Origin of the sequence: Leifsonia sp. NPDC102414 (assembly GCF_044765685.1) — a bacterium.
In the GTDB taxonomy this organism is placed as follows: domain Bacteria; phylum Actinomycetota; class Actinomycetes; order Actinomycetales; family Microbacteriaceae; genus Leifsonia.
Map to the genome: position 1 here is coordinate 227286 of NZ_JBIWKN010000003.1, position 19922 is coordinate 247207.

The window sequence follows — 19922 nt, forward strand, 5'->3', positions numbered from 1 at the left end:
GCGGCGGTGATGTCATGCGCGCGCGGAGCGGCACGGTGCGACGGCGGTTCGCAGCTGCGCGTGTCGCTCGCGCCGCGCACGCAGCCGTCGCCGTCCTCGCGCTCGTCGCGGTCGCAGCACTCTCCGGATGCACGTCGACCGCCGTGTCGGCAGGTCCGCGGTTCGTCACGCCGCCACTGATCAGGTACACCTCCGTGCTCTGGCCGGTTCCCCTCCAGCTCGTCGGGGCAGAGCCGGGCAGCCGGGTGCGGCTGGAGGCGAGGATGAGCACAGCGCGCGGCGTCTGGAGTTCGACGGCGACATATACGGTCCCGGCCTCCGGCGCCCTCGACCTCGCCGCCGCCAAGCCGCAGCTGTCCCGGTTCTCCGAGCCGGACTCTGCCGGGCTGTTCTGGTCGCTGCGCGGTCCGCAGCTCGGGCAGCAGGCGCTCGCCCAGCAGTGGATGCGCGAGGTGTCTCCCGTCACCGTCACGGCCTTCGACGGCAGCCGTGCCATCGCATCGCGCACGTTCCGTCTGCAGGGGATCGGCGCCGACGTGCGCACCAGGACGGTGTTCACCCGCGATCTGCTGGCGGCGACGGCCGCGAGGTCGGGAGGGACCGCCCCGCGCATCCCGACCCAGACCCACGAAGATGTGCAGGTCGGCACCTTCTACAGTGCGCGCTCGATCGAGCGGCCGCGCACCCCGGCCGTGGTGGTCTTCGACGACCCGGCCCCTGGCGCATCCGGTGACTTCGTCGCTCCGTTGCTGTCGTTGTTCGGCGCGTCCGTGTTCGTCGTGCCCATGAGCCGCTCGGCGGACGGCGTGCGTCTCAGCTCGATCGTCGACGCCGACACGATCGGCGGGGTGCTCGACTGGCTCGACGAGCGGCCGGATGTCGACGCTCGGCAGGTGTTCGCATACGGGACCAGCCAGTCCGAGCAGCTCGCGCTGTGGTCTGCCGCACGTTTCCCGGACCGGCTGACCGGCGTGTTCGCGGCCGGGGGAGCGACGGCACTGCTCTGTCTCCCGTCCAGCCCGGTCGGTCCGGTGTTCGACGGAGGGGTGCCGGAAGGCTGCATGATCGACCCGCTGCTCGTGAACGATGCTGCAACGCCTCCGCTCTCCGTCCTGCGCGGCTCGATCGTGATCGGCTGCTCCGTGCACGACGAGACGCTGCCGACGGCGTGCGACTGGCTCGACGCGGCGATGGCGACCAGGGGCACGCGCGCCGGCGACGTCATCCTGCGCGACAGCGCGGCGACGCACGACACGATGGTGCCGCCCGGGCTCCCGATCGCCGTCCAGGACGGGCAGAGGGGCGAGGCGACGGAGCACGCACGGATCGCGTTCTGGGACGCCGTGCTGAACGTGCTGCTGCGGTCGGGGAGGGCCTGATGCGCGCGCGGAGGCCGCGGGTCCCGTTGATGGTCGCCGCTGTCGTGCTCTCCGTCGCCGCCCTCGCGGGATGCGGTGGTCCTCCGCGCTCGATCGGCCCCCGGTTCACGGTCGACCTGCTCCACTCCGGGGTGTCGGACCCCGTCATCCTCTCTGTGGTCGGGCTGCAGCCAGGAGGGGACGCTGTGCTCTCGGCGACGGCGCACACCGCATCCGGAGTGTGGTCGGCGAAGGCGGTGTACGCGGTGCCGCCGAACGGGGTCATCGACCTGTGGAAGGCGAAGCCGCTGCTCGCCCCGTACGCCGCTGCCGACCCCGCCGCCCTGCTGTGGAGCATGTCAGGACCGTCGCTCAGCCAGAGCGCGCTCGAGCAGACCTGGGCCGGCGGCGACGTCGACATCCGGCTGGCGGCGCAGCAGGACGGCCGAGAGGTCGCGTCCCAGGTCGTCCACCGCACCGGCTATCGCAGCGCGAGCTCGACACGCGACATCTTCGCGAGAGACCTGCTGAGCGGCACGGACAGGGAGGAGGACATCGGAGGGACGGTGTTCGACAGGCGGATCGGCACGTACGTCGCTCCCGACCCTCCGACGGAGCAGTCGCGCCCAGCAGTGATCGTCATCGACGGAGACGATGGCGGAGCGTCTGGCGCGTTCGTGGCAGGACAGCTCGCCGCCAACGGATTCCCCGCGTTCGTACTGCCGTCGTTCGGACCGACGGGGCAGATCCCTGGATCGTCCGCCCTCAGCGTGGAGTCCTTCGACACGGCGCGCACCTGGCTGGCCGAGCAGACGGAGGTGGATGCGTCCCGCATCTTCGTCTGGGGAAGCTGGCGGGCGGCGCCGCTCGCCCTCTGGTTCGCCGCCGCCGAGCCGTACGCCGTGTACGGCGCCATCGCCGCGAGCGGGCCGACCGCCCTGCTCTGCACAGCCTCGGGCGGAGCATCTCCGCTCACCAGCGACGGGGATCCTGTGCCGTGCGAGAGCCAGGTGCGCACGATCGCGGACACGCCGTCGCTCCGCCTGGACCGCATCCCCGGCCCCGTGGTGCTGGCGTGCGGCACGAAGGACGAGATCCTGTCGAACGCGTGCGACTGGATGACAGCGGGGGAGCAGGCCAGGGGCGTTCGGGCGGACGACCAGTTCCTCCGCGCCGTCGGCAGCGGGCACACGATCAGCACGCCGCCGATCGTGCCGGTGGGGCTGTCGGACCTCGCTCCGACGCTCGCGCAGGCGACGGAGCGTGCACGGAGCGCGTTCTGGGTGGCTGCGCTCTCCGCGTTGCAGGGGGCGGTGAAATGATGGCACGTGTGAGGTTCGCCGCCGTGGTCGCCGTGCTGGCCGGCGTCGCTGCGCTCGCCGGCTGCGCGCAGCCGTCTGGAGCCCAGCACCAGGACGGCCCGCGGTTCGTGGTGAGTCAGAACCCGAGCCCGGTCTGGCAGCCGGTCGGCATCACGCTGGCATCGCTCCCTCCCGGCCAGCGGGTGACGATCACGGCCACCGTGCGCGACGGCGCCGTCTGGTCGTCGCACGCCGACTACCTCGTCCCCGCGAACGGCGCCGTCGACCTCGACAGCCAGGCGCCCATCGATGCCCCGTTCTCCGGTGTCGACGGGATGGGGCTGCTCTGGTCGCTGCGCAGCGGGTCCGGTGCTCCTGCGTCGTCCGCTGAGATGTGGGGCGCAGCCACTCTCCGGGTGGGGCTGGCCGCTGTCGCGGGCGGTCGCCGCGTCGCCCAGACCACCGTCGTGCGGGTCGGGCTCTCCTCTGCGTCGGAGTCGAGCGCCGTCTTCGACGACGGCATCAGCGGCGACTACTTCCAGCCGAAGACTCAGGACGTCGCCCTCCGCCCCGCCGTGATCGTCTTCGACGGAACGGACGACGGGACGCCGACCGGCGTCATCGCCGCCTCCCAGCTGGCCGCCAACGGCTATCCGGCCCTCGCGCTCTCCACGTTCGGATCGGCCGGCCAGCTCGATCCGTCGCACACCTTCCCTGCAGAGCGCTTCCTGTCCGCCGTCGCCTGGCTGCGATCGCAGCCGGGCGTCGACCGGCAGCGGATCTTCACGTTCGGCACCTCCAGGGGCGCGCAGCTCGCCCTGTGGACGGCGGTGGCGTACCCGCAGCTCGTCTACGGGGCCATCGCGCCGGGCGGCACGACAGGGCTGATCTGCAACTCGCCCGTGCCCGACCCTGCGGTGACGGTCGGCGGGAGCTGGGTGCCGTGCGCGTCAGGCACGCGCGACACCAGCGGCCCGAACGTGCTCGACCTCTCCCGCATCCCTGGGCCGATCGTGCTCGGCTGCGCAGGACGCGACGAGCAGCTGGACAACGGATGCGCGTGGATGTCCGCCGGAATCGCCAAACGGGGTGCGCGGGTCGGCGACGTGTACGTGCGTGCGGCGAACGCGACGCATCTCTTCTACGCTCCGCCGTACACCCCGCTCTACCTGCCGGCTGCGCCGTATGCGCAGCCGACGGAGGACGCGCGGGTGCAGCTCTGGAACGGCATCCTGGAAGCGCTCTCCGAGCCGTCCAGCGTCCCAGGGCACTGAGGCGGGACGCCGCTCTGATCCGATCCGGTCCTCACGACCGAATGTCGGCGGCGGCAAGTACCATGAGTGGGTGGTTACCGCACTGTATCGCCGCTATCGGCCAGACACCTTCGCCGAGATGATCGGGCAGTCGCAGGTGACCGAGCCGCTGATGACGGCCCTGCGCACCAACCGGGTCAATCACGCCTACCTGTTCAGCGGTCCGCGCGGCTGCGGCAAGACCACATCCGCCCGCATCCTGGCCCGCTGCCTCAACTGCGCCGAGGGTCCGACGGACACCCCGTGCGGGAAGTGCTCGAGCTGCATCGAGCTGAGCCGGGACGGCAGCGGATCGCTCGACGTCGTCGAGATCGACGCCGCCAGCCACAACGGCGTCGACGACGCCCGCGACATCCGGGAGCGCGCCATCTTCGCCCCCGCCCGCGACCGATACAAGATCTTCATCCTCGACGAGGCGCACATGGTCACGCCGCAGGGCTTCAACGCTCTGCTCAAGATCGTGGAGGAGCCGCCGGAGCACGTGAAGTTCATCTTCGCGACCACGGAACCGGAGAAGGTGATCGGCACCATCCGGTCCCGCACCCATCACTACCCGTTCCGGCTCGTCCCTCCCGCGCAGATGCTCGAATACGTTCAGACGCTCTGCGACGCAGAGGGCGTGCAGGTCGCTCCTGGTGTGCTCCCGCTCGTGGTGCGCGCCGGCGGCGGCTCCCCGCGTGACACGCTCTCGCTCCTCGACCAGCTGATGGCGGGCTCCGACGGCACGTCCGTCGAATACGAGCGAGCGGTCGCGCTGCTCGGCTACACGCACGCCGCCCTGCTCGATGAAGTGGTCGACGCCATCGCGGCGCGGGATGCGGCTGGAGCGTTCGGCGCCGTCGACCGCGTCGTGCAGACCGGCCAGGACCCACGGCGCTTCGTCGAAGACCTGCTCGAACGACTCCGCGACCTCATCGTCGTCTCCGCCACAAGCGCGGAAGGCGCAGCCGCCGTGCTCCGCGGCGTTCCCCAGGACGAACTCGACAGGATGAGCGTGCAGGCGATGAAGTTCGGCGCGGCCGAGCTGTCCCGCTCTGCGGACATCGTGAATACGGCGCTCACCGAGATGACGGGGGCCACCTCGCCCCGACTGCACCTCGAGCTGATGATCGCGCGGGTGCTCGTCCCGTCGAGCGACGCGAGCGAGCGCGGGGCACTTGCCCGCGTGGAGCGACTGGAGCGCCGGGTCGGCGTCAGCGACGCGACGGGTGGGGCCGGAGCGACGGGCGGGGTTGCGGCTCCGGCGTCGGTCGAGCCCGCTCCCGTGGTTCCGCAGGTCGCGCCGCGACCCGCTGCGGCGCCGGTGGCGACTGCGGCTACGGCGGATTCGGCCTCGGGTGTGACGGCCGAGGCACCGGCTGCTTCGGCAGCGCAACGCGGTGCCGCCGCTCCTGCACCTGCACCTGTGCCTGTGCTGGCCGACGAGACCGCCACTGCTGCTGCCGCCACTGCTGCTGCCGCCACTTCGCAGGCCACAGCACAGTCCGCAGCGCCTGTCGCGCCTCCCGCGGCGACTCCAGCACCTGCACCGGTCGGTCCCGTGACGACGCAGCAGGTCAAAGACACCTGGCCGCAGATCCTCGACGCCGTTCAACGGGCGAAGCGCAGCGCGTGGATGGTCGTGTTCACTGCCCAGGTCCGCTCGCTCAACGACGACGTCCTCACGCTGTCGTTCCCGAGCGACAACGACGTGGCCAGCTTCAAACAGCAGCAGGGCTCGGACACCAAGGGCGTGAGCGAGTACCTTCGCCAGGCCATCGTCGACCTCCTCGGTATCCGCGTGAAATTCATCGCGCGCGCAGACGGAGCGCAGAGCGGCGGCGCCGTTCCGTCCGGCGGCGTTCGTCCTGCGCCTGGCGGTCCAGGAGCGGGTGTTCCTGGTGCCGGTGGTGGGGCCGCTGGGTCTGCTCCGTCATCCGCGCCCGCGGTTCCTGCACCGTCGACCTCCGCGCCTGCGGCTCCTGCGGCGTCCGCATCTTCCGCGGCCGCGACGTCGGCTCCCGCGACGTCGGCTCCCGCAACGTCCGCCCCGCCCGCGGCCGCTGCTCCGTCCGCGCCCGCCGTCACCACGGAGTGGGCCGTCGTCAGCATCCCCGGCGGCGCATCGAGCCCCGGAGAAGCGACCTCCGCAGCGACAGTGGGGGCGCCCGTGGCGGCGCCCGCGCCGGCCGCATCCGCTCCGTCCGCGGTCGCGACTCTCGAGCGCGAAGACTACCCGCACGACGACGTCCCGCCGCCCGAGATCGAGCCGCCGTACGAGCCGCCGCTCCCCCCGGAGCCGGAAGACGAGTGGGCGGTCAGCGCCCCCGACGAACCCTCCATGCCGCACTCGGCGCCCACGGCACCCTCCGGGGCTGCCCAGCAGCGTGCATCCACTGGTCCAGCATCCACCGGCCGGGTCGAGGAGCGTCCGGCGCGCACCTCGCAGGCGGCCGGTGCGCGCACGCCAACGTTCCAGCAGCCGCAGCGGTACGGCGAAGCGGTGGTGCGCGAGATCCTCGGCGCCACCTTCATCGAAGAGCAGGCAGCCCCGCCTGCCGGGTCGAGGTAACGCGTGTACGAAGGTATCGTCCAGGAACTGATCGACGAACTCGGACGGCTTCCCGGCATCGGGCCCAAGTCGGCCCAGCGCATTGCGTTCCACATCCTGCAGACGGAGACGTTCGACGTCACCCGGCTCGCCGAGGTGCTGCTCGAAGTGCGCGACAAGGTGCGGTTCTGCGAGATCTGCGGCAACGTCTCCGAGCAGGAGACCTGCACCATCTGCCGCGACCCGCGACGCAACCCCGAGCTGATCTGCGTGGTCGAGGAGGCGAAGGACGTCGTCGCGATCGAACGCACCAGGGAGTTCCGCGGGCTGTACCACGTGCTCGGCGGTGCGATCAGCCCGATCGACGGCGTCGGACCGGACGACCTGCGCATCCGGCAGCTCATGCAGCGTCTCGCGGACGGCACCGTGCAGGAGGTCATCATCGCCACCGACCCCAACCTCGAGGGCGAAGCGACGGCCACCTACCTCAGCAGGCTGCTGACCACCCTCGAGATCAGGGTGACCAGGCTCGCCTCCGGGCTCCCGGTCGGCGGCGACCTCGAATACGCCGACGAGGTCACCCTCGGGCGCGCGTTCGAGGGCAGGCGCCTGATCTCCTGAGCGTGCGCAGACCCCGTCCCGGGCGGTCGACGGCAGCGGCGTCATATGGGATTCCGCGTATGTGATCGCGGCTAGGATGGGGTTTCCGGCTTATCCCAGGAGAATCAGTGGCCCTCATTGTGCAGAAATTCGGCGGATCGTCCGTCGCAGACGCAGAGAGCATCAAGCGCGTCGCGAAGCGCATCGTCGAGACCCGCAAAGGCGGGAACGAGGTGGTCGTCGCCGTCTCGGCGATGGGCGACACGACGGACGAGCTGCTCGACCTCGCCCACGACGTCACCCCCATTCCCGCCCCGCGTGAGCTCGACATGCTGCTCACCGCGGGCGAGCGCATCTCGATGGCGCTGCTCGCCATGGCGATTCGCAGCATGGGATACGACGCGCGCTCCTTCACCGGCAGCCAGGCCGGCATGATCACCGACGCGCAGCACGGTGCGGCCCGCATCGTCGACGTGACGCCTGGCCGCATCCGCGATGCGCTCGACGAGGGCGCCATCGCGATCGTCGCGGGCTTCCAAGGCTTCAACCGCGACACCAAAGACATCACGACGCTCGGCCGCGGTGGCTCCGACACCACCGCCGTCGCCCTCGCCGCCGCTCTCGGCGCCGAGGTCTGCGAGATCTACACCGACGTCGATGGCGTGTTCACTTCCGACCCGCGCGTCGTCCCGAACGCGCGCAAGATCGACCGCATCACCAGCGAAGAGATGCTCGAACTGGCCGCGGCCGGTGCGAAAGTCCTCTATATTCGCGCGGTGGAATATGCCCGTCGCCACAACGTGACCCTGCACGTCCGCTCCTCGTTCAACAACAACGACGGAACGCTCGTGCTCAACGAAGCAGCGGTCGAGGCCGCGAAGAAGAAGGACGGAACCGTGGAAGAGCCGATCATCGCCGGAATCGCCACCGACCTGAGCGAGGCCAAGATCACCGTCGTCGGGGTGCCGGACGTTCCAGGCAAGGCGGCGCAGATCTTCAAGATCGTCGCGAAGACCGAAGCCAACGTCGACATGATCGTCCAGAACGTGTCCGCTGCGGCCACCGGCCTCACCGACATCTCCTTCACCCTGCCGAAGTCGGAGGGCCAGCGCGTGCTCACCGCTCTCAAGGCGGAGCAGCCGGAGGTCGGCTTCCAGTCGCTCCAGTACGACGACCAGATCGGCAAGCTCGCGCTCGTCGGGGCTGGGATGCGCACCAACACCGGTGTCTCCGCCCAGCTGTTCGCCGCCCTGTTCGACGCCGGCATCAACATCGAGATGATCTCCACCAGCGAGATCCGCATCTCGGTCGTCACCCGCGCCGACACGGTCAACGAGGCCGCACGCGTCGTCCACAAGGCCTTCGGCCTCGACGGAGACGACAAGGCGATCGTCTACGCGGGCACGGGTCGCTGACCCCGCATCCACGAGCCGGATTCACCACTGGCGGGAATGCGCACAGCGCGACCGCCGTTCGACCTCACAACACGAGACCCGAAGGGGCCACACCATGAGCGAGACAAAAGAACTCACCGTCGCCGTCGTCGGAGCGACCGGCCAGGTCGGCAGCGTCATGCGCCGCCTGCTGGAGGAGCGCGACTTCCCGGTGGGGCGCATCCGCTTCTTCGCGTCCGCCCGTTCGGCAGGCACGACCCTGCCGTTCAAGGGTGAGGACGTCGTGGTCGAGGACGCGGCGACCGCCGACGTCTCCGGCATCGACATCGCCCTCTTCTCGGCAGGGGCCACCGGCTCCAAGGCGCAGGCTCCGCGGTTCGCCGAGGCCGGCGCCATCGTGATCGACAACTCCAGCGGCTGGCGCATGGACCCGGATGTTCCGCTCGTCGTCAGCGAGGTCAATCCAGAGGCCATCGCGGATGCGCGCAAGGGCATCATCGCCAACCCCAACTGCACCACCATGGCCGCAATGCCCGTGCTCAAGGTCCTGCACGAGGAGGCGGGCCTCGAGCGCCTGATCGTCAGCACGTACCAGGCCGTCTCCGGCTCCGGCCTCGCCGGCGCCGAGGAGCTGGCCGGCCAGATCCGCACGGCCGTCGCGGACGAGAACCTGCTGCAGCTCGTGCACGACGGTTCCGCCGTCGCGATGCCGGATCCCGTCAAGTACGTCCGGCCGATCGCGTTCGACGTGATCCCGCTCGCCGGTTCCATCGTCGACGACGGCGAGAACGAGACGGACGAGGAGAAGAAGCTCCGCAACGAGAGCAGGAAGATCCTCGGCCTGCCGGAACTGCTGGTCAGCGGCACCTGCGTGCGCGTCCCCGTCTTCACCGGCCACTCGCTCTCCATCAACGCCGAGTTCGCGAAGCCGATCAGCCCTGAGCGTGCGGAGGAGCTCCTCGCCAACGCCCCCGGCGTGGTTCTCACCGACGTGCCGACGCCCCTCGAAGCCGCGGGCAAGGACCCGAGCTTCGTCGGACGCATCCGCAGGGACGAAGGGGCACCGGCAGGTCGCGGACTCGCGCTGTTCATCAGCAACGACAACCTCCGCAAGGGCGCAGCGCTCAACGCTGTGCAGATCGCGGAGATCGTCGCAGAGCGCCTCGCGACGCCCGTCACCGCCTGACGCAGGGTCCCGTCCGCGCCGCGACAGGCGAGGTCGTCGGCCGCCGCGGACGAAGGGACGCGCCCGGCACCGTAGGATTGACGGGTGAGTAATTCTCCCATCGACGTCGTCCTCATCGGCGGTGGCATCATGAGTGCCACGCTCGGAGCCCTCATCCAGAGGGTGCAGCCGGATTGGACCATCCGGCTGTACGAGAACCTGGGCGAGGTGGCGCAGGAGAGTTCCAACCCGTGGAACAACGCGGGAACCGGCCACGCAGCCCTCTGCGAGCTCAACTACATGCCAGAGGCGTCCGACGGCACGGTCGACCCTGCGAAGGCCATCGCGATCAACGAGCAGTTCCAGCTCAGCCGCCAGTTCTGGGCGAGCCTGGTGACCTCAGGCGACCTCCCTGAGCCGTCCACGTTCATCAACTCCACGCCGCACATGACGTTCGTGCACGGTCGCGACAACGTCACGTACCTGCGCAAGCGCTACGAGGCGCTCAAAGACCAGCCGCTGTTCGCCGGCATGGAGTACACGGAGGACCCGGCCGTGCTGGCCGAGTGGACCCCGCTGCTCACCAAGAAGCGCAACCCGAGGCAGCGCGTCGCCGCGACCAGGGTGCCGGCAGGAACCGACGTCGACTTCGGCGCGCTCACCAAGGCGCTCGTGGACGACCTCCAGCGCCGCGGCGCAGACGTCGCCCTCAATCACAAGGTGCGCAGCATCAAGCGCACCAAAGACGGCCTCTGGAAGCTCAAGGTGCGCCACCAGGTCGGTCACACCCCGCACGAGGTCACCGCGCGCTTCGTGTTCGTCGGTGCGGGAGGCGGCGCGCTGCACCTGCTGCAGAAGTCCGGCATCCCCGAGATCAACGGCTTCGGCGGGTTCCCGATCTCCGGGCAGTTCCTGCGCACGAGCGACCCGAAGATCGTCGCTCAGCACCAGGCCAAGGTCTACGGCAAGGCCGCCGTCGGCGCTCCGCCGATGTCGGTGCCGCACCTCGACACGCGCGTGGTCGACGGCCAGACGTCTCTGCTGTTCGGCCCGTACGCGGGATTCAGCCCCAAGTTCCTCAAGACCGGCACGTGGTGGGACCTGCCAGGTTCTGTCCGGCCGGGCAACCTCATCCCGATGCTCGCGGTCGCGAAGGACAACTTCGACCTCATCAAGTACCTCGTCGGCGAACTGCTCGCCAACCGGGCCAAGAAGATGAAGGCGTTGCAGGAGTTCATGCCGACCGCCAAGAGCGAGGACTGGGAGCTCATCACCGCCGGCCAGCGCGTCCAGGTGATGAAGAAGGACGCGAAGAAGGGCGGCGTGCTGCAGTTCGGCACGGAGGTCATCGCATCGGAGGACGGCTCGATCGCCGGTCTCCTCGGTGCTTCGCCGGGCGCATCCACCGCGGTGCCGATCATGCTCGACCTGCTCAAGCGCTGCTTCCCCGACCGCTACGACGCCTGGCTGCCGACGCTCACGGAGCTCGTCCCCACCATTGGGACGACCCTGAACGACCGGCCTGCCGAGGCAGAGCGCGTCACCGCCGCGACGGCCGACATCCTCCACATCTCGCGCTGACCCAGGTGCACTCCTCGTGCGGAGAGTGCGGTCGGCGCAGTTCCCACCGCACCTTCTGCACGAATCGTGCCTGGACAAAACGCGCGCGACGTTGGTAGAGTCGTCGGCGCTATGAAGTAGGAATCTCCTTTCGTCCCGCGCCTGAGGCTTTCGCCCTCGCGATGCTGTGCATCGTGGCGCCGTCGACATAGCCGGATGACATCGTCATCACTATTCAGCGCTCCGGCGCGGCTATCGGCGGGAACACCCGGCGGGAATCGGCTCCACGGAGCGCTCGAAAAGGCGGATTCCATGCCAGTAAACCTTCCAACGACGATCCAGACCGCAGCCACGGACGCCGCGGCACCTGCTGCCCAGGCTCACCCGGCCCACCCGGCTCATGCCGCGGTCGCCGACCACCTCAAGGCGGACGGCGTCTCGCAGAGCTACGGCGACCACCGGGTGCTCACCGACGTGTCCATCACGGTCGCGCCCGGCGCGCGTCTCGGCCTGATCGGCGAGAACGGCGTCGGCAAGTCGACGCTCCTGCGCATCCTGGGCGGCGCAGAGACGCCGGACGGGGGAACGCTCGTGCGTCCCGCGCGCACCGGCATCCTCTGGCAGGAGGTCCGCTTCGCGCCGGAGGACACGCTCGCGGCCCTCATCGAGAGCTCGCTGGCGGAGGTGCGCGCCGTCGAGCGCGAGCTCGAGGCGTCCGCGTCCGCGCTCGGCGGTGACGACCAGGACGCGGACGCGCGCTACGCCAACGCCCTGGATGCGGCGGAGAACGCCGACGTCTGGAGCGTGGATGCGCGCCGTGACGAACTCCTCGACGGCCTCGGTGTCGGGTCCATCCCGCTGCACAGGCGGCTGTCCGAGGTGTCAGGCGGCCAGCGCAGCAGGTTCGCCATCGCGGCGCTCCTGCTGTCCAGGCCGGATGCGCTCCTCCTCGACGAGCCCACGAACCATCTCGACGACGACGCTGCCCGCTTCCTCGAACGGCAGCTCATCGCCTGGCGGGGACCCGTGGTGTTCGCCAGCCACGACCGCGCCTTCCTGGACGCGGTCGCGACGGGCCTGCTCGACCTCGACCCTTCTCGTTCAGGCACGACAGTGTTCGGCGGCAACTACTCCGCGTACCTCGCCGCGAAAGCGGACGAGAGGCAGCGCTGGGAGAAGCAGTTCGCCGACGAACAGGACGAGCTGAAGGCGCTGAAGTTCGCGGTCGACGTGACCGCTCGCGGCATCGCCTGGTCGGGCAAAGTGCGCGACAACGACAAGTTCGCGAAGTCGTTCAAGGGCGGCGCGCTCGACAAGCAGATCAGCCGTCGCATCAAAAACGCGTCCGGCAGGCTCGACGAGCTTCGGGAGACCCAGGTGCGCAAGCCACCTGCGATCCTGAGCTTCGCCGGCATCCCGACCGGTTCGCAGGCGCTGAACGAGGAGGCAGGCACGCTGGTGCAGGTGTCGGATGCGCGCATCCCCGACCGGCTCGACATCGCGTCGTTCCGGGTGGAACCGCAGTCTCGCATCCTGATCACCGGCCACAACGGCGCGGGCAAGTCGACCCTGCTGTCGGCGCTGGCCGGGCTGCAGCAGGTGGAGACGGGCGCGGTGACGAGGCGGAAAGGGCTGCGCGTCGGCCTCCTCGAACAGGATGTGCGCTTCGCCGACCCGGCGGCCAGCCCTCGCCGCATCTACGAGGAACGCCTCGGGGAGCGGCGGGCGGAAGCCGTGCCGCTGACCGGCCTCGGTCTCGTCGCGCCCCGCGATGTCGACCGCCCGGTCGGCACGCTCTCGATCGGGCAGCAGCGCAGGCTCGCACTGGCGCTGATCCTCGCGAAACCGCCGCACGTGTTCCTGCTCGACGAACCCACCAACCACCTCTCGCTGTCGCTCGCGACCGAGCTGGAGGAGGCACTCGGGGCGTACCCGGGGGCCGTGGTGGTGGCGAGCCACGACCGCTGGCTGCGCGCGGCGTGGACGGGCGAGCGGGTGGAGATGGCCGGCGGGCGGATCGTGTGACGCGCGGCGGCTCGCGCGTTGAGGCGCTTGCTTAACCTTCGAACATATGTTCGAATGAACGCATGAGATGGAGCGGGCAAGAACTCACGGCGGAGGAGCCGTCGACGCTGCCGGGGTTGGCGCGGCTCAACAACCTGGTGCGCTCGGTGCGCACGCCCGACTTCGCGGGCATCACGTTTCACGAGGTGCTCGCGAAGTCGGCGCTCAACAAGATCCCCGGCGGGGGAGGGCCGATGCCGTTCGGCTGGACCATCAACCCGTACCGTGGATGCTTGCACGCGTGCGTCTATTGCTTCGCCAGGCCGACGCACTCCTATCTCGAACTCGACTCGGGCAAAGACTTCGATCAGGAGATCATCGTCAAGGTCAATGTGGCCGATGTCCTCCGCAAGGAGCTGAGCAAGCCCAGCTGGGGGCATCACCCGGTGGCGCTCGGCACCAACACCGACCCGTACCAGCGGGCGGAGGGGCGCTACGCGCTGATGCCGGGGATCATCGACGCCCTCGCCGACACGGGCACGCCGTTCAGCATCCTCACCAAGGGGTCGTTGCTCCGGCGCGACCTGGACCAGCTGGCGGATGCGGCCCGCCGGGTCCCCGTCGACCTGGCGATGTCCATCGCGGTGTACGACGACGACCTGCAGCAGTCCGTCGAGCCTGGCACCCCCAGCACCAAGGCGCGCCTGGCGACGGTCACGGCCGTCCGAGAGCACGGGCTCGACTGCGCGGTGTTCCTGATGCCGATCCTCCCGTACTTGACCGACACCAGGGCGCACCTCGACGAGGCGTTGCGGCAGGCGAAGGAGGCGGGGGCGACGTCGGTGCTCTACACCGCGCTCCACCTCAAGCCGGGCGTGAAGGAGTGGTACTACCTCTGGCTCGGGCGCGAGCATCCCGACCTGCTCCCGCAGTACCGCCGGATGTACGGTGGCGGCGCGCACGCACCTAAGGAGTACCGGCGGTGGCTGGCGGCCAAGATCAAACCGCTGATCGCCGCGCACGGGCTGGAGCGCGGAGAGGAAGACCCTGTCACAGGGGGCGTGCGGTCGACGGCGCTCGGCATGCTGCGCGACGGCGAGGGGGAACGGCGCGTGACGGCTGCTGCCTCCGGGGTGCGCCGCACGCGGGTCATACCGGAGGAGGTGGACGCGGAGGCGAACGGGCTCACCGTGCTGGGGGTGCAGCCGACGCTGTTCTGATCGAGCCACGTTTCCGGGGTACACGGGGTGAAGATCGGGGTACGCAGGGGGTGAGAGTGATGGCATAATCCATCTGAGGCGCACGGACGCCGTACACGAGGGGGTGGCGATGTCGCTCGGGCTACCGAGTCATCTGTCGCGTGTCGCCAACTCGCGGGCACTGGCCGCCGCTGCGCGGTGGGCTGCACTGGTGTGCCTGGGGTCCGCCTTCGTCAATGTGGCGGTCGCAGGGTTCGGGTCGGCGGGGGCGTACTCCTGGATCGGACTGCTGGTGCTGCTGCCGATGGTCGGGCTGCTGGTGCTGCTGTCGCGCGGGAGGACCGTCATCTTGACGGTGGCCTACCTCGTGGTCGGCGCCTTCTCGACGTACTTCTACGTGCTGATCCTGCTCGACTTCAACCCCGGATACGCGGACACCAACCTGTTCGTCATCGCACTGCCGGTTGTCGCGATGACTCTGGTCGGCGGCGCAGGCACAGGGTCGCTCTACGGCATCCTGTGGTCGACGCTCGGGTTCGCGCTCGCCGAGGCGGCGGTCGTGCTGGCCGCGCTCACGGCGGGGCGGGCGTTCCGGCCGGATGCGATCTCGCTCGGCGCCTACCTCCTGTTCGTCGGGATCTTCGCGTTCGACGGGCTGACCAGAGGCTCCAGAAGCCGTCCGCAATCGGCCATCCACCGATCGGTTCGGGATGCGCGGCTCATCGACCTGCGCCGCGACGTGATCGCGGAGTACGCTGCCGACCTTCACGACACGGTGCTCAGTGATCTGCTTGCGCTTGCCGCCGCGCGGCCAGGGCAGCTCCCGCCGAAGCTGCGAGAGCGCATCGAGGCCGACCTGCTGAGCCTCGGGGCGTCGGTGGCAGGCCGACAGCATGGCACCGCCGGCGAGGCGGGCGGCGCTGATGGAGCGGGCGCCGCAGGAACCGCGGCTGAACCAGGGCGTGCTCACGACGCCGACTGGTCTTCGTCACGTCCGGCCTGGCCGCCCTCCGATCCCGCCTGGCCACCGTCAGGTCCCGTGCGGCAGGGAATGCCGCATCCACTGGGCGACGACGGACCAGGGGAAGCATGGTTCGACAGCGAACTCCACCAGGCCATCGAGCAGGCGCGCGACGAAGGGTTGGCGGTCAGCGTATCCGGCGACAGGGATGTGCTCGCCACGCTCTCACCGGACAGGAGGCGGGCCGTCGGGCTCGCCGTGCGGCAGTGCCTCGTCAACGTCGTCAGGCACTCCGGGAGTGCGACGGCGGAGGTCACGCTGTCGTCGTCAGGGGGCTCCGTCTCCGTCATGGTCGTGGACGAAGGGCGCGGGTTCGTGCCGTCCGCGGCCGCGAGCGACAGACTCGGGCTGCGGCAGTCCGTGCACGACAGGATCGAGCGCGTCGGCGGGATCGTGACCGTCTACTCGAGCGAAGACGTCGGCACCACCGTGCTCATCGTCGTCCCGTCATACGACGAGGAGGCCGCAGGATGACCAAGCTCGACGACGCCACCATCGTGCGGCTGCGGTCGACGCCGTTCGAACGCACGCCGCAGCGGCTCGACCCGCTCGGCGTCCAGTCAGCGTGGCTGATCGTGCCGCTGCTGAGCGTCCTCGCCGTCGGATACGCCGTCTACTCCACCATCCAGCACAGCGATCAGCTGCGCGACCCCGCCCTCGCGTACTCCGCCATCGTGCTGCTGCTCCTCGCGGGCATCGCGTTCTCGGCGCGCGCCCACCCCGCCCTCGCACCGTTCGGGCGAGGGGCGCACCTCTCGATCATGGCCGTGACCATCGTCGCCGCTCTCGCGTTCACGGCGGCGGTGTGGGGGCGCAATGTGCGCATCCAGGACGACTGGGGGCAGATCGCCATCGCCCTGTTCCTGATCGCGATGCCGCTGTACCGGCCGATCTCCGAGGTCCTGATCGTAGCCGTCGTCTCCGCTTTCGCGCTGGGGGTCTCCTCCGCCATGCAGGCGGCATCCCTGTCCATCGTCACCAGCCCCGTCGTCTACTTCACCGTCTCGGCAACCCCGATCATCGCGCTCGCCTGCGGCGGCTGCGGCTACGCCTGGACGATGACAGGACAGACACTGGCCTGGCGTCAGGTCGCCAAACGCGGTCAGGCGGAGCTCGATGCGGAACTGCGCGAGACCGCCCGCAGGATGGTCGGCCAGGAGCAGATGTCGACCCTCAACGAAGCGACAGTGCCCTTCCTCGCCGACCTGCTGCGGCGCGGCGAAGTGACAGCGGCCGACACCGAACGCGCCATGGAGCTCGCCGTCCAGCTCCGCGACGGAACGGTCACCGCGGTCGACCGCACCTGGCTGGGCGAACGGCTCGCACAGGCGCTCGCGCTTCGCGGACTCGACCCGCGAGCCACCCACTCCGCGCGGATGGTCGATGATCCCGACCGCCTGGACCGCGCGCTCAGCGACGAGCAGCGGGCGCTCGTGGGCGCCATCATCGCCACGACCGCTGCCCTCCCCGGCCTCGACCCCGGCTCGGTGCGCATCGTCGCCAGCAACCCGGAGCATCCCGAGTTCGAACTGACCGCGACGGTGGCGCAGGCGCCGCGCGACATCAGACACGCGCTGTCCGCCCTGCTCAGCTCGTTGCGCTCCGTCGCGATGGACGCGAACCTGCGCATCCACGGGCAGCACATCACCATCCGATTCGCCTACCCGGAAGGGGAGAACAGGTGAATACCGCATCAACCGCGCCGCCGATCAGGCTGGCGCTCCTCGACGACCACGAGCTCCTGCTCGATAGCCTGTCGTCGTGGATAGAGAAGCACGCCCCCGACCTCGACCTCGTTCTGAGGGCGAGCAGCTGGCTCGAACTCGTCCACAGCGACCAGTTCCCGACCGACCTCGTCATCATGGACCTGCAGCTGCGCGAGACCATCTCCATCGGCGCCAGGGTGCGCACCTGCCGGGCAGCAGGAGCCAAGGTCATCGTGCTCAGTGCCGTCGACACAGCAGAAGACCGGGACGCGGCGCTCGCCGCTGGTGCTGTGGCCTACCTCAGCAAGACCCAGCCGATGACAGACGTGCTCGACGCAGCGCTCGACGCGATGGGACGCGGCAAGGGAGGCGACACGGCGAAGGAGCCGCAGTCCGAGCCGACCTGGCGACCGAAGCCGAGCATTCCGGAGTCGGCACGGCCACGGCTGAGCGACGGAGAGCGGCAGGCCCTGACTCTGTACGCGGACGGCAGGACGACCTCGGAGGTGGCCAAGGCGATGAACGTCCAATACGAGACCGCGAAGACCTACCTGCGCAGAGTGCGTGAGAAGTACGGCAAGGCTGGACGCCCGACGAGCTCCCGAGCCGATCTGATCCGGCGCGCCGCGGAGGACGGCTATCTCACCTGACCATCGGGTGGCACCCCATAGGATCGGTGCGTGGCAAAACTGTATTTCCGCTACGGCGCGATGAACAGCGGTAAGAGCACGGCGATGCTCCAGGCGGCCTACAACTACGAGGAGCGCGGGCATCGCGTGCTGCTCGCGAAGCCGTCGATCGACACCAAAGGCGACATGGGCATCCTGTCGCGGCTCGGCGTCACCCGCGAGGTCGACTACCTGATCACGCCGGAGACAGACGCGTACGGCAGGTTCCAGCAGCACAGAGAGCGCACGGTCAAGCGATACGACCGCGACGTCAGCGCCCTCCTCGTCGACGAGGCCCAGTTCCTCACAGAGGCCCAGATCGACGACCTGCTCAGGATCGCGCTGCTCGAGAACATCCCGGTGCTCGCGTACGGCATCCGCACCGACTTCCAGACCGTCGCGTTCCCCGGCAGCAGGCGCCTGCTCGAGATCGCGCACACCCTCGAGGAGCTGAAGACCATCTGCCGCTGCGGCAGGAAAGCGATCTTCAACGCCCGCAAGATCGACGGGATCTTCGTGTTCGACGGGGATCAGGTCGCCATCGACGGCGCGTCCGTCAGCTACGAATCGTTGTGCGGCGCCTGCTATCTGCAGGAGAGCCAGGGCGTCCTCAACAACGGCCGCAGGCACTGGCCGCTCGACGCAGCCGCGTACACTGACGAACCCGACCCAGACTTCACCTGACCCTCGGAGCGCGTGCGCTCCCCGGAAGAATCGACATTCAGCATGAGAATCTCCGTGATCGGCTGCGGTTATCTCGGAGCGGTGCACGCCGCATCCATGGCGCACCTCGGACACGACGTCGTCGGCATCGACGTCGACGAGCGCAAGATCGCGCTGCTGTCCTCCGGCCAGGCGCCGTTCTTCGAGCCAGGTCTTCCCGACGTCCTCGCCTCCTCCATCGCCTCCGGCCGGTTGCGGTTCACCACCGATTTCGCCGCGGCGGCAGACGCGGACGTGCACTTCGTCGCGGTCGGGACGCCGCAGGTCGCAGACGGGGACGCGGCAGACATGCGCTACGTGGATGCGGCGTTCAGCACCCTCCTGAAGCACGTGAAGGCGGGGGACGTGCTGGTCGGCAAGAGTACCGTTCCCGTCGGCACGGCCGCGCGGCTCGCCGAGCAGGTCGAGTCGACGGTCGACGGCGCGACGCTGGCCTGGAACCCCGAGTTCCTCCGCGAGGGATTCGCGGTGAAGGACACGATCAGCCCGGACCGGCTTGTCTACGGCGTGCCGGCTGGTGACGCAGGACAGCGCGCCGCCCGCATCCTGGACGAGGTCTACGCGGCGGCCGTAGCGACAGGGACGCCGGTGATCGTCACCGATTACGCCACGGCTGAGCTCGTGAAGGTGTCGGCGAACGCGTTCCTCGCGACCAAGATCAGCTTCATCAACGCGATGGCGGAGATCGCGGAGGCGACCGGCGCGGACGTGACGCAGCTCGCGGATGCGATCGGCCACGACGCCAGGATCGGCCGCCGCTTCCTCAACGCGGGCGTCGGTTTCGGCGGCGGCTGCCTGCCGAAGGACATCCGGGCGTTCAGCGCTCGCGCCAAGGAGCTGGGCAAGGGCGAGGCGCTGGCGTTCCTCTCCGAGGTCGACAAGATCAACCTGCGCCGCCGCGACCGCGTCGTCGACCTGGTGCGCGAGGAGGTCGGAGAGCTCGCCGGCGCGCGCGTCGCGATGCTCGGGCTGGCGTTCAAGCCGCACTCGGACGACATCAGGGACTCCCCGGCGCTCGACGTCGCCATGCGACTGGCCGAGGCGGGTGCGCGCGTGATCGCGACGGACCCTGAAGCGGTCGAGAGCGCATCCCGCCGGGCGCCGCAGCTCGAATACGCCGCGTCGGCGGAGGAGGCGGTGCGGGATGCGGACGTCGTCGTGCTGCTGACAGAGTGGCCGCAGTTCACCGGGCTCGACCCGGCGGTGGTCGGGGAGCTGGTAGCCGGCCGCAGCATCATCGACGGAAGGAACTGTCTCGACCCCGTCGCCTGGCGGGCGGCAGGGTGGACGTACCGCGGACTCGGGCGCTGACCGCCCGCTGAAGATACCCCCGCTACTGGGTGGGATAAAACCCTCCGCAAAAAGTGAGGAATTGTTAGA

Annotated in this window: 15 protein-coding genes; all 15 read left to right on the forward strand. The window is 69.6% G+C overall.

The window, feature by feature from the left end; translation table 11 throughout:
- Positions 1-14 precede the first annotated feature (14 nt).
- The 15 genes from ACIRCZ_RS13860 to ACIRCZ_RS13930 all read left to right on the forward strand — a co-directional run bounded on the left by ACIRCZ_RS13860 (position 15) and on the right by ACIRCZ_RS13930 (position 19853).
- Positions 15-1379, forward strand: coding sequence for an acyl-CoA thioesterase/BAAT N-terminal domain-containing protein (locus ACIRCZ_RS13860; RefSeq protein ID WP_402854069.1), 1365 nt, complete (start codon positions 15-17; stop codon positions 1377-1379).
- The gene (locus ACIRCZ_RS13865; RefSeq protein ID WP_402854072.1) at positions 1379-2680 is read left to right on the forward strand and encodes an alpha/beta hydrolase family protein; all 1302 of its coding nucleotides are present in this window, start codon (positions 1379-1381) and stop codon (positions 2678-2680) included. The genes ACIRCZ_RS13860 and ACIRCZ_RS13865 overlap by 1 nt, the downstream gene beginning before the upstream one ends.
- Positions 2677-3933, forward strand: coding sequence for an acyl-CoA thioesterase/BAAT N-terminal domain-containing protein (locus ACIRCZ_RS13870; RefSeq protein WP_402854075.1), 1257 nt, complete (start codon positions 2677-2679; stop codon positions 3931-3933). The genes ACIRCZ_RS13865 and ACIRCZ_RS13870 overlap by 4 nt, the downstream gene beginning before the upstream one ends.
- Before the next feature lie 70 nt (positions 3934-4003).
- Positions 4004-6523 carry a DNA polymerase III subunit gamma and tau gene (locus ACIRCZ_RS13875; protein ID WP_402854078.1) on the forward strand — a complete coding sequence of 840 codons (2520 nt, stop codon included), beginning with the start codon at positions 4004-4006 and terminating at the stop codon, positions 6521-6523.
- A 3-nt stretch (positions 6524-6526) separates the two neighbouring features.
- Positions 6527-7123, forward strand: coding sequence for a recombination mediator RecR (gene recR / locus ACIRCZ_RS13880; protein ID WP_055890505.1), 597 nt, complete (start codon positions 6527-6529; stop codon positions 7121-7123).
- Positions 7124-7230: 107 nt separating this feature from the next.
- Entirely contained in the window at positions 7231-8517 is a 1287-nt protein-coding gene (locus tag ACIRCZ_RS13885) for an aspartate kinase (RefSeq protein ID WP_055890507.1), read from the forward strand.
- A gap of 94 nt (positions 8518-8611) precedes the next feature.
- A complete protein-coding gene (locus tag ACIRCZ_RS13890; protein WP_402854082.1) occupies positions 8612-9682 on the forward strand; it encodes an aspartate-semialdehyde dehydrogenase in 1071 nt (356 codons plus the stop codon).
- Between the two features lie 84 nt (positions 9683-9766).
- On the forward strand, positions 9767-11242 hold the full coding sequence (locus tag ACIRCZ_RS13895; RefSeq protein WP_402854085.1) for a malate:quinone oxidoreductase: 1476 nt from the start codon (positions 9767-9769) through the stop codon (positions 11240-11242).
- Between the two features lie 291 nt (positions 11243-11533).
- Positions 11534-13246 carry an ABC-F family ATP-binding cassette domain-containing protein gene (locus tag ACIRCZ_RS13900; RefSeq protein ID WP_402854088.1) on the forward strand — a complete coding sequence of 571 codons (1713 nt, stop codon included), beginning with the start codon at positions 11534-11536 and terminating at the stop codon, positions 13244-13246.
- 62 nt (positions 13247-13308) lie between these two features.
- Positions 13309-14445, forward strand: a complete 1137-nt coding sequence (locus tag ACIRCZ_RS13905) for an Rv2578c family radical SAM protein (protein ID WP_402854090.1) — start codon at positions 13309-13311, stop codon at positions 14443-14445.
- Between the two features lie 109 nt (positions 14446-14554).
- Positions 14555-15919 carry a sensor histidine kinase gene (locus tag ACIRCZ_RS13910; protein ID WP_402854093.1) on the forward strand — a complete coding sequence of 455 codons (1365 nt, stop codon included), beginning with the start codon at positions 14555-14557 and terminating at the stop codon, positions 15917-15919.
- Complete coding sequence (locus ACIRCZ_RS13915) at positions 15916-17130, forward strand: hypothetical protein (RefSeq protein ID WP_055890516.1); 1215 nt, start codon at positions 15916-15918, stop codon at positions 17128-17130. Before ACIRCZ_RS13910 ends, ACIRCZ_RS13915 begins: the two co-directional genes overlap by 4 nt.
- Positions 17127-17801, forward strand: coding sequence for a response regulator (locus tag ACIRCZ_RS13920; protein ID WP_055890518.1), 675 nt, complete (start codon positions 17127-17129; stop codon positions 17799-17801). The genes ACIRCZ_RS13915 and ACIRCZ_RS13920 overlap by 4 nt, the downstream gene beginning before the upstream one ends.
- Positions 17802-17831: 30 nt before the next feature.
- A complete protein-coding gene (locus tag ACIRCZ_RS13925) occupies positions 17832-18503 on the forward strand; it encodes a thymidine kinase (protein WP_055890520.1) in 672 nt (223 codons plus the stop codon).
- 42 nt (positions 18504-18545) lie between these two features.
- A complete protein-coding gene (locus ACIRCZ_RS13930) occupies positions 18546-19853 on the forward strand; it encodes a UDP-glucose dehydrogenase family protein (protein WP_402854098.1) in 1308 nt (435 codons plus the stop codon).
- Positions 19854-19922: the final 69 nt, after the last annotated feature.

Coding starts and splice junctions, on each gene's coding strand:
- ACIRCZ_RS13865 (WP_402854072.1), top strand. CDS start 1,379: ATGCGCGCGCGGAGGCCGCGGGTCCCGTTGATGGTCGCCGCTGTCGTG.
- ACIRCZ_RS13900 (WP_402854088.1), top strand. CDS start 11,534: ATGCCAGTAAACCTTCCAACGACGATCCAGACCGCAGCCACGGACGCC.
- ACIRCZ_RS13890 (WP_402854082.1), top strand. CDS start 8,612: ATGAGCGAGACAAAAGAACTCACCGTCGCCGTCGTCGGAGCGACCGGC.
- ACIRCZ_RS13930 (WP_402854098.1), top strand. CDS start 18,546: ATGAGAATCTCCGTGATCGGCTGCGGTTATCTCGGAGCGGTGCACGCC.
- ACIRCZ_RS13910 (WP_402854093.1), top strand. CDS start 14,555: ATGTCGCTCGGGCTACCGAGTCATCTGTCGCGTGTCGCCAACTCGCGG.
- ACIRCZ_RS13905 (WP_402854090.1), top strand. CDS start 13,309: ATGAGATGGAGCGGGCAAGAACTCACGGCGGAGGAGCCGTCGACGCTG.
- ACIRCZ_RS13860 (WP_402854069.1), top strand. CDS start 15: ATGCGCGCGCGGAGCGGCACGGTGCGACGGCGGTTCGCAGCTGCGCGT.
- ACIRCZ_RS13870 (WP_402854075.1), top strand. CDS start 2,677: ATGATGGCACGTGTGAGGTTCGCCGCCGTGGTCGCCGTGCTGGCCGGC.
- ACIRCZ_RS13915 (WP_055890516.1), top strand. CDS start 15,916: ATGACCAAGCTCGACGACGCCACCATCGTGCGGCTGCGGTCGACGCCG.